Source organism: uncultured Mycobacterium sp., assembly GCF_964249325.1.
In the GTDB taxonomy this organism is placed as follows: Bacteria; Actinomycetota; Actinomycetes; order Mycobacteriales; family Mycobacteriaceae; genus Mycobacterium.
This window is the reverse complement of the sequence record NZ_CAXUCH010000173.1, coordinates 1-9,263: the sequence shown is the minus strand read 5'-3', so window position 1 is coordinate 9,263 and position 9,263 is coordinate 1. Positions and strand designations below refer to the sequence as shown.

The window sequence follows — 9,263 nt, the reverse complement described above, 5'->3', positions numbered from 1 at the left end:
GCGCTGGGTCGTGCAGGCTTGTCGGTGCTGCTGTTCGATTACCGGGGCTATGGCGGCAATCCCGGCCGACCGTCGGAGGACGGACTGGCCGCCGACGCCCGCGCAGCGCGAGCGTTCCTGCTTGCCCGCCCGGAAGTCGACCCCGCGCGGGTCGCCTACTTCGGTGAGTCGCTGGGCGCGGCGGTCTCGGTTCGGCTCGCGCTCGAGTCGCCACCGGCTGCGCTGGTGTTGCGCTCGCCGTTCACGTCGCTGACCGACGTCGGCCGGTTGCATTACCCGTGGCTACCGGTCGGCGCAGTGCTGGCCGACCGCTATCCGTCGATCGACCGAATCCCTCGGGTCGCTGCGCCGGTGTTGGTGATCGCCGGTGATCGCGACACGCTGGTGCCGGCGCAGCTCAGTCGGCGGCTCTACGACGGAGCCCGTACGCCAAAGGAATTCGTCTTGGTGCCGGGCGCCGACCACAACAGCCTGGAGCTGCTCGACGGCCCGTTGATGATCGACGCGATTGTGCGGTTCTTTCGCCAACACGGCCTGCTCCCCGGCTAGCGAATGGCATCGACCAGCCCCCAGTGCAGCGCCGTGTCGGGGTCGACGGTTCTGCCCGAGAGCACCAAATACGCTGTACGCCAACGGCCTATGCGTCGTGTCACGCTGACCGTACCGCCGGCTCCGGGGATCAGCCCCAGGCTCAGCTCGGGTAGCCCGAACACCGCGCCGGGTCGGCACACCACCCGACCGCCAAACGCCGCCATCTCCAGTCCGCTGCCCAGCACTCGGCCGTGCACCTCGGCGCGGCAGGCCGGCCCGAGCCGGGCGGCAACCGCGTCGAGCACCAAGGCCGGGCTGTGGCGGGTGCGGGCCAGATGCGCGCTGGCCGGGTCGTCGAATGTCCCGAACTCGGCGAGGTCACCGCCGCTGCAAAACGACGGCCCGTTGCCGTTCAACACCACCTCCTCGACCGACGGATCGAGCTGCGCGACGGTCAACGCCTCCAACAGCGCGGCGCGGGTATCGGTGGAAAACGCGTTGTGGCGCTGCGGCCGGTTGAACGTGATCCGCAGGGCGTTGCCGTCGCGCACGCTCAGCACCGGGTCGGGGATCTGCGGCACACGCGCCGGGCCGCGCTCGGCAAGCCAGCGGGCGAATTCCGGGCCGGCCTGCAAGGTGGAGTAGGCCAGCGACTCGGTGACCACCCCGGCCAGCGTGGGCCCATACGGATCGATGCTGCGCAGCACGTCGTCGCACACGGCGCTGGCCTGCGGCCATCGGGTGCAGCGTTCGCGCAGCTCGGCCAGGGTGTCGGGCACCGAGTCGACGGTGATCACCCGCCGGTCGGCGCTGGGATCTTCGGTCACGGTGAAAGTGGCTGCGGCAAGCCATGGTTCAGCGTTGGGGGCGACAACGTCAGCAGCTGACCCGAATGCGACGATCACCCCCGGCGGCGGTGCGACGTCGACGTCCGGCGCCGCCGACAGGTCGACCACCCGAAGCATGGGTTACGCCGAATACTTCTCGACTAGTTCCCGCTTGAACAGCTTGCCGGTCTCGGTGCGCGGCAGTTGCGCCTCGAACGAGATAGACCGCGGACATTTGTAGTGCGCCAACCGATCTCGTAGCCAGGTCAGCAGCTGGTCGGCGAACTGGTCGGTGGCATCGGCGGGGTCGACGGTCTGCACCACCGCTTTGACGCTTTGGCCCATCTCCGCGTCGGGGATGCCGAAGACCGCCGCGTCGAGCACCTTCGGGTGGGTGACGAGCAGGTTCTCGGTTTCCTGCGGATAGATGTTGACCCCGCCGGAGATGATCATGTGGTGGCGCCGGTCGGTCAGATAGAGGTAGCCCTCGTCGTCGAGATAGCCGACGTCGCCGACGGTGACCCAGCCGTGTTTGTCTTTCGACGCGGCGGTTTTCTCCGGGTCGTTGAGGTATTCGAACGCATAGCCGCCTTCGAAGTAGATCTCCCCGGGCTGCCCCGGGGGCAGTTCGGTACCGTTTTCGTCGAGGATGTGTACCGCTCCGAGCATGGGCTTTCCGACCGACCCGGGGTGGGCCAGCCACTCCTCGGCGGTGATCAACGTCGATCCGATCGCCTCGGAGGACGCGTAGTACTCGTCGATGATCGGGCCCCACCAGTCCATCATCTGTTTCTTGATTTCCACCGGGCAAGGCGCCGCCGCGTGCATCACCCGCTTCAGGCTGGACACGTCGTACGAATTGCGCACGGATTCAGGCAGTTTCAGCATGCGGGTGAACATGGCCGGCACGAACTGTGCGTGGGTAACCCGGTAGCGCTCGATGGCGTCCAGGCAGCCCTCGGGGTCGAACTTCTCCAGGACGACCGTCGTTATTCCCCCGGCTTGCACGCTCATCGACCACACCGACGGCGCGGTGTGGTAGAGCGGGGCGGGGCTTAGGTAGACCGCGTCGGGGTCCATCCAGAAGCCGACCAGTGCCGCCACCATGCCGGGCGCCTCGGCCGGCGACACGTGCGGCAGTTCGCGTTTGATGCCCTTCGGCCGCCCTGTGGTGCCCGACGAGTACTGCAGCAGATCGCCTTCGAGCTCGTCGTCGATCGGTGTATCCGGTTGGTCAGCAACGCAGTTGGGATAGCGCAGCCAACCGTCGAGGTCGTCGTCGGCGATCATCAACAGGCCGGGCAGCCCGCGCGGCAGATGTTCGGCCAAGTCCTCGCATGTCTTGCGCAGCGCAGCCGAGCCGATGATCGCCTGGGCGCTGCTGTTGTCGACGATGTAGGCCGCCTCCGCGGCGGTGAGGTGGGTGTTGATCGGCACGTAGTACAGGCCGCTGCGACGGGCCGCCCACATGACCGGGTGGATGTGCTCGTTGTTCTCCATCAGAATCGCGACGGTGTCGCCCTCCTGCAGCCCGGCGCGCGGTAAGTTGTGCGCCACCCGGTGGGCGCGGGCTTCCAGGTCGTCGAAGGTGACGACGGTGCCAGACGGGTGCAGGATGACGGCGGGCTTGTTGGCGCCGCCGGAACCGGACGTGTGTTCGCGGATCTGCATGGGCAGACTGTACCGCTGCGAAAGTTGACAGGTGTCAAGTGGTCGGTCCTGGCAGCAAGAGCGCGCTGTCGCCGAATTCGTGCCAGAGGTAGTTGTGCTCGACTGCTTCGCGATACGCCATGGCCACCAGCTCCGGTCCAGCGACGGCCTCCAGCAGCAACAGGTGCGAGGCACCGGCGTCGTGCCATCCGGTGATCAGCCCGTCGACCACCCGAGCCGGGTGATCCGGCCCGAGTACCAGTTCCGTCCAGCCCGCCGCCGGGAAAACGGTGCCGTCGGCGCCTGCGGCGGACTCGAGAGCGCGGGTCACCGTGGTGCCGACAGCGATCACCCGGTGACGCGTGGCGTGCGCCAGGTTCACCAGCTGCGCGGTCGTCGCCGGCACCTCGAACGGCTCGGGCGCCGGCGGCTCGCCCGCCTCCGCTGACGACACCCCGGCATGCAGGGTGATCGGCGCGATGACAACACCGGCGGCGACTAGCGCGGTGACCAGGTCAGTGCTGAAGGGTCGAGCGGCGCTTGGCATTTCAGCGCTCCCGGGGCGCCGGGCGAAGACGGTTTGGTAATAGCCGAGCGGCCATTGCCGCGGCACATACGCGTAGCGGATCGGCCGCCCGTGCCCGGCCAGATACGAGGCGACTCCGCCTTCTGGGCCTTCGACCGCGACGCGCGCCGTCCACAACCGTGCGCCCTCGACGCCCGCTAGCGGGTAGGAGGAGCTGACGACCACTGCGGCACCGCCGCGCAGCTCGATGCGCTCACCGGGCCGGATGTCGGGCAGATGTGCGGTCGCGGTGCCCGCGGGCCGCACTTCGACCACCCAGACGTTGTCGGTACGCGCGGTGGAGAAGTGGACGGTGACGGGCTGCCCGCGGCGGCGGCCGTCGACGGCGGCCGGCAGCGTGGCCGAGTTGTTCACCACCAGCAGGTCGCCGGCGCGCAGGAAGTTACCCAGCTCGGCGAAGCGGGCGTGGCTGACGCCGCTCGGCTGCGCGACCAGCAGCTTGACCGCGTCGCGGGCGACGCCGTGCGCTTCAGGCGGCTCCGTGGCGTCGGAGCCCGGCGGGCGCTGAAACCGCGTCTGCGGTCTGGCGACGCTCATGCGCCGGCCACCGCGAGGTCGGCTGTGCGGTAACGCCCGGGCGCGGGCCGAGTGTCGAGCAGCCGCAGCAGGGCCGGCACCACCGATGCGGGCTCGGCGCGATCCGAGATGTCCTCGCCAGGGAATGCGGCCTGATGCATCTCGGTGCGCATATCACCGGGGTCGAAGGCGTAGACCGGCACGCCCGGAATCTCGGCGGCCAGGATCGCCGAGATTTGGTCGAGCGCAGCCTTTGACGATCCGTACCCGCCCCAGCGCGGGTAGGGCTCGACGGCAGCATCGGAAGTCAGGTTGACGATCACGCCGTGGTTGGCGGTCAGCGCCGGCAGCGCCGCCTGAATCAAAGCAAGCGGAGCGAAGACGTTGGTGTCGTAGACCGATCGCAGTTCGGCGGGCGGATAGTCGGCCAGCGCAGGCTGCGGGCTGGGGCCCAGCCGACTGGCGTTGTTCACCAGCAACGCGAGCCATCCGGCATCGACCGCTGCGCCGAGCAGTGCGGCGCGATGCGAAGCGTCGGTCACATCACCGGTGAGAGGAATGAACTGCGGCGAGTTCAGCTGTTGTGCAGTTGCTTGCAGTTCGCCGCCGCGGCGGGCGTCGCCGACGACGATCCAGCCGCGGTCGAGCAACGCCGCTGTCAGCGCCCGGCCGAAGCCGCGGGCGGCGCCGGTGACGATTGCAACGGGTCTGGTGTTTTCGATTTGCGTCATACCGGCATACTGGTAGTTAAAGTTAACTTCAGGTCAATGCAGAGTGAGGCAGGTCAATGGACAGTCGGGATTTGCTGACGGTCGGCGAGATCGCCGAGCGCAGTGGGTTTGCGGCTTCGGCAATCCGGTTCTACGAGAACGCCGGACTGATCACCGCGTCACGGACGTCTGGCGGACAGCGCCGATTTGAACGGAACATGTTGCGTCGCTTGGCATTTATTCGTGCCGCCCGCACTGTGGGGCTCAGCCTCGACGAGGTCGCCGCCGCGCTGGCGAAGCTGCCCGACGGCCGCACGCCGACTCGCGCCGACTGGAACCGACTGTCCAAGGATTGGCGGGTGCGTCTCGACGACCAGATCGCGGGCCTGATGGCGCTTCGCGACAACCTGGACTCCTGCATAGGGTGCGGTTGCCTGTCGCTGAAGCGGTGCGCGATATCCAATCCCGCCGACGCCGCCGCAAGTTCTGGACCGGGTGCGGTTTACTTGCCCAAATCGGTTCGGCGCACACCCGCCGAGGACACGTAAAAGCCCCCGGCACGCCGCGCGTGCGGGAGCTTTTACGTCTGCTCGCGCCTATTCGGCGAGTCGCTGCTTGAGCGCCTCGAACTCGTCTTTGACGCCGGTAGGCAGCTTTTCACCGACGAACTCGAACCATTCCTCGATCATCGACAGTTCCTTGCGCCATTCGTCGGCGTTGACTGCCAAGGCCTGCGCGACGTCCTCAGCGGCGACGTCGAGCCCGTCCAGGTCGAGGTCATCGGTGGTGGGGACGATGCCGATCGGGGTGTCCTGACCGCCGGCCCTGTGCTCGATGCGGTCGACGATCCACTTCAGCACCCGGCTGTTCTCGCCGAAGCCGGGCCACAGGAACTTGCCATCGTCGCCGCGGCGGAACCAGTTGACGAAGAACACCTTCGGCAGCTTGGACTCATCGGAGTTCTTGCCCAGGTCGAGCCAGTGCTGAAAGTAGTCGCCGACGTGGTAGCCCAGGAAAGGCAGCATGGCCATCGGGTCGCGGCGCACGGTGCCGACCTTGCCCTCCGCCGCAGCGGTCTGCTCGCTACCCATGGTGGCGCCCATGAACACGCCGTGCTGCCAGTTGCGGGCCTCGGTCACCAGCGGCACGGTGGTCTTGCGCCGGGCGCCGAACAGAATGCCCGAGATCGGTACGCCCTGCGGGTCGTCCCACTCCGGTGCCAGGATCGGGCATTGCGACATCGGCGTGCAGTACCGCGAATTCGGATGCGCCGCTTTGGTTTCCGTCTCGCGGATAACCCAGTCGTTGCCCTTCCAGTCGATCAGGTGATCCGGCTCGCCTTCCAGTCCTTCCCACCACACGTCGTTGTCGTCGGTCAGGGCGACATTGGTGAACACGGTGTTGCCCGCGGCGATGGTGCGCATCGCGTTGGGGTTGGACTTCCAGTTGGTGCCCGGCGCCACCCCGAAAAAGCCGAACTCCGGATTGACGGCGTAGAGCCGGCCGTCCTTGCCGAAGCGCATCCAGGCGATGTCGTCGCCGAGCGTTTCGGCCCGCCAGCCGGGGATGGTCGGCTGCAACATGGCCAGGTTCGTCTTGCCGCACGCCGACGGGAACGCCGCGGCGAAGTAGTACGCCTTGTTCTCCGGCGAGATCAGCTTGAGGATCAGCATGTGCTCGGCCAGCCAGCCCTCGTCACGGGCCATCACCGAGGCGATGCGCAGCGAGTAGCACTTCTTGCCCAGCAGGGCGTTGCCGCCGTAGCCGGAGCCGTAGCTCCAGATCTCGCGGGTCTCCGGAAAGTGGGTGATGTATTTGGTGTCGTTGCAGGGCCATGGCACGTCTTGTTGACCCGGCTCCAGCGGAGCGCCCACCGAGTGCAGCGCCTTGACGAAAAACCCGTCGTCGCCGAGTTTCTGCAGCGCCTTGGTGCCCATCCGGGTCATCACCTTCATCGAGACGACGACGTACTCGGAGTCGGTGATCTCCACCCCCAGCTTGGGGTCCTCGGCACCCAGCGGGCCCATGCAGAACGGCACCACCCACATGGTGCGGCCGCGCATGCAGCCGCGGTAAAGCTCAGTCATGGTGGACCGCATTTCGGCGGGGTCCATCCAGTTGTTGGTCGGCCCGGCATCGATTTCGCGCTCGGAACAAATGAAGGTGCGGGACTCGACCCTCGCTACGTCGGACGGGTCAGACAGTGCCAGGTAGGAGTTGGGGCGTTTTTTCTCGTTCAGCTTCTTGAAGGTGCCCGCCTCAACCAGGTGATCGCACAGCCGCTGCCATTCCTCGTCGGAGCCGTCAGCAAAGACCACCCGGTCCGGCTGGGTCAGCTCGGCGACCTCCTCCACCCAGGCCAGCAGGCCCCGATGGTTTGTCGGCGCGGTATCGAGACCGGGAACGGTCGCTGAGGTCATTAGCTTCTCCTGCGTACGTATCAATCTCGGACGTGTTTCGTCCCTGGCATTCGCTGCGGCTCTGAATACAGGTTATCGCGGGCGACTTATCCAGGATGGCTCGGGCGTGTATCAGCTCACTCACAGGAACCATTCAGATGAGCGTCACTCGCCGTTCTCCTCGAGCCCAGCCGAATCGTCTGTGCTGGTCGGGGCGCCGGTCATCGGCACCGTGTGGTTGTCCGGGGCAGCCTCGTCCATTTCGGGCTCGTCCGATTCGCCCAACTCGCGTCGCACCGCTGCCAGCGCGGCCTGCACCGTCGGCATCTCGCGGTCACGCACCGCGGTGGCCCGCGCCGTGGCCACGGCGTGCTCGCGCAGTTCGCTGTCGATCGCTTTCACCCGGTTGGCGACCCGGGCGTGCTCGAGTTCGTCCTGCTCGCCCAGGGCGGCGCTCAGCGCGGCCTCGGCGGCCAGCACCCGGGTGGCAACCAGCTGCTCGACCGCCGATCGCAGCGACGCGGTCGCCTCACCCACCCAGCGGTCGAGCACCGCGCGATCGTGCAGCAATCCTCGAGTGCCCACCACCCACACGGTGACCACAAGGCCGATCGCCACACACGCGACGATCCCTACCGCCGTCAGCCCGGGCGCCAGGTTCGCCAGCAGGCGGCTCAGCGTCAGAGCCACCCCCAAACCGAAACCGGCGCCCAGGGCCATCATCAGCCGGGTCTCCAGCCGTCGGGATTTCAGCGGCGGCGCCGGCACCTCGACCGCGGGTGGCTCCGGGGCGGCCGGCAGCTCGACGGACAAACCCAGCACCTGGGCCATGTCGACCAGGTGCTGGCTGCTGCCGTCGTTAACCTCGGCCACAACCTCGTTGATCCGGTCGCGGGCATAGGGTTCGAAACCCGTCAGCTTGCGCCGGGTCAGCCCCGCCGCGTCCTCCTGCAACTCGCTGCGCACCGAGGCACAGCGGTTACGGGCGAAGTAGGACAGCTGGACGCGCGCCTGCTGGGTCTGGCTGCGCAGCGCGACGGTGCGCTCGGATTTCGACAGCCGTCGCTGCCGCAGGACAGCGCTGCGTTCGTCGCGCAACGTCCGGGTCGGCCAGTTGCTTGCTGACTTCGGCGACCAGGTCGTCGACGCGTGGCTCGCCGGTCTCGGGTGCGGCAGCCACTCCCATCCATGCCACGTAGCGGTAGCGCGGCGCATGGGCGGCCAGCAGGTCACGGTCGATCGCGAGCATGTCGCGCCACTTATGGTGCGCGTCGATCTTGGACACCGCGCCGATCACCACGTCGGTGTCGGCGGCCGCGGCGTCGAGCAGCGCACAGTCGGAGCCGGTCAGCGCGGCCGCCGCAGAGACCACAAACACCACTGCGATCGGTGCCTCGCCCGGCGCCAGGTCGGCCGATTCGATGAAGGTGTGCTCTGGCAGCCGTTCGCGCAGCGCCGAGGCCACAGCGCTGACGCCTGCCAGCCACGGGCCCATCACCAGCACCGCATCTCGGCGCTGAACGCTCGGCGATGCCAACCGGGGTCCGATCGCGGCGACCAGGGCGTCGACCTCGGCGGCGGGATCCGTTTCGATCATGGCGACCCCCCGGCCTGCGACCACAGCCGCAGCGACCCCCTGGTGATATCGGCGCCGCAACTGCGGTGCACGGCGGACACGGGTCCCCGGCTGTAGCGCTGCCACGTCACGGCCCGCCGCAGGTGGGCGGCCTGGCCGTCACCCGGGTCGACGCGCAGCCCGGCGGCTACGACGACGTCAACCGCGGCGGCCATCCGGGCGATCACCGTGTCGTCGCGGGACAAGAAGCCGCTGATCCGCCGGTCGCTGACAGCCCGTGCCTGCAGTTCGTCGAGCGCGTCGAGGATGCGCTGGTAGCGCACCTCCGCGCCCGCCGCGCTGATCCGGTCGACGACGGCGTCGGCGCAGCTGGCACGGCGCAACAGGGCGCGGACCTGCGCGCGGGATCTCCCCTGCCGCGCTGCGGTGACCGCCAGCGTGATGCCGAACATGCCGAGAGTCTCCACT

The 9,263-nt window shown here is 68.0% G+C and carries 7 protein-coding genes and 2 pseudogenes; 2 read left to right on the top strand and 7 right to left on the bottom strand.

What is annotated here, in order from left to right:
* The coding region (locus tag ACFE99_RS18415; RefSeq protein WP_375487777.1) for an alpha/beta hydrolase at nucleotides 1-549 on the top strand (549 nt) is incomplete at its 5' end.
* On the opposite strand, the gene ACFE99_RS18410 is transcribed toward ACFE99_RS18415, so the two are convergent.
* The 4 genes from ACFE99_RS18410 to ACFE99_RS18395 are packed head-to-tail and all read right to left on the bottom strand — an operon-like array spanning nucleotide 546 to nucleotide 4,841.
* Nucleotides 546-1,496 carry an enoyl-CoA hydratase/isomerase family protein gene (locus tag ACFE99_RS18410; protein WP_375487775.1) on the bottom strand — a complete coding sequence of 317 codons (951 nt, stop codon included), beginning with the start codon at nucleotides 1,494-1,496 and terminating at the stop codon, nucleotides 546-548. The genes ACFE99_RS18415 and ACFE99_RS18410 overlap by 4 nt on opposite strands.
* 3 nt (nucleotides 1,497-1,499) lie before the next feature.
* The gene (gene fadD4, locus ACFE99_RS18405; RefSeq protein WP_375487773.1) at nucleotides 1,500-3,029 is read right to left on the bottom strand and encodes a fatty-acid--CoA ligase FadD4; all 1,530 of its coding nucleotides are present in this window, start codon (nucleotides 3,027-3,029) and stop codon (nucleotides 1,500-1,502) included.
* A gap of 34 nt (nucleotides 3,030-3,063) precedes the next feature.
* Complete coding sequence (locus ACFE99_RS18400) at nucleotides 3,064-4,131, bottom strand: S-adenosylmethionine:tRNA ribosyltransferase-isomerase (protein WP_375487771.1); 1,068 nt, start codon at nucleotides 4,129-4,131, stop codon at nucleotides 3,064-3,066.
* Complete coding sequence (locus ACFE99_RS18395) at nucleotides 4,128-4,841, bottom strand: SDR family NAD(P)-dependent oxidoreductase (RefSeq protein ID WP_375487769.1); 714 nt, start codon at nucleotides 4,839-4,841, stop codon at nucleotides 4,128-4,130. Before ACFE99_RS18395 ends, ACFE99_RS18400 begins: the two co-directional genes overlap by 4 nt.
* Nucleotides 4,842-4,897: 56 nt before the next feature.
* Here ACFE99_RS18395 and soxR point away from each other — a divergent pair, with 56 nt between their 5' ends.
* Nucleotides 4,898-5,368, top strand: a complete 471-nt coding sequence (gene soxR, locus ACFE99_RS18390) for a redox-sensitive transcriptional activator SoxR (RefSeq protein WP_375487767.1) — start codon at nucleotides 4,898-4,900, stop codon at nucleotides 5,366-5,368.
* 48 nt (nucleotides 5,369-5,416) lie between these two features.
* On the opposite strand, the gene ACFE99_RS18385 is transcribed toward soxR, so the two are convergent.
* The 3 genes and pseudogenes from ACFE99_RS18385 to ACFE99_RS18375 all read right to left on the bottom strand — a co-directional run.
* The gene (locus ACFE99_RS18385) at nucleotides 5,417-7,240 is read right to left on the bottom strand and encodes a phosphoenolpyruvate carboxykinase (GTP) (RefSeq protein ID WP_375487765.1); all 1,824 of its coding nucleotides are present in this window, start codon (nucleotides 7,238-7,240) and stop codon (nucleotides 5,417-5,419) included.
* Nucleotides 7,241-7,384: 144 nt separating this feature from the next.
* Nucleotides 7,385-8,816, bottom strand: a pseudogene (locus ACFE99_RS18380) (hypothetical protein).
* Nucleotides 8,813-9,263 (bottom strand): annotated as a pseudogene (locus ACFE99_RS18375) (hypothetical protein); the annotation flags it as partial. The pseudogenes ACFE99_RS18380 and ACFE99_RS18375, both read right to left, overlap by 4 nt.

Coding starts and splice junctions, on each gene's coding strand:
- ACFE99_RS18410 (WP_375487775.1), bottom strand. CDS start 1,496: ATGCTTCGGGTGGTCGACCTGTCGGCGGCGCCGGACGTCGACGTCGCA.
- fadD4 (WP_375487773.1), bottom strand. CDS start 3,029: ATGCAGATCCGCGAACACACGTCCGGTTCCGGCGGCGCCAACAAGCCC.
- ACFE99_RS18400 (WP_375487771.1), bottom strand. CDS start 4,131: ATGAGCGTCGCCAGACCGCAGACGCGGTTTCAGCGCCCGCCGGGCTCC.
- ACFE99_RS18395 (WP_375487769.1), bottom strand. CDS start 4,841: ATGACGCAAATCGAAAACACCAGACCCGTTGCAATCGTCACCGGCGCC.
- soxR (WP_375487767.1), top strand. CDS start 4,898: ATGGACAGTCGGGATTTGCTGACGGTCGGCGAGATCGCCGAGCGCAGT.
- ACFE99_RS18385 (WP_375487765.1), bottom strand. CDS start 7,240: ATGACCTCAGCGACCGTTCCCGGTCTCGATACCGCGCCGACAAACCAT.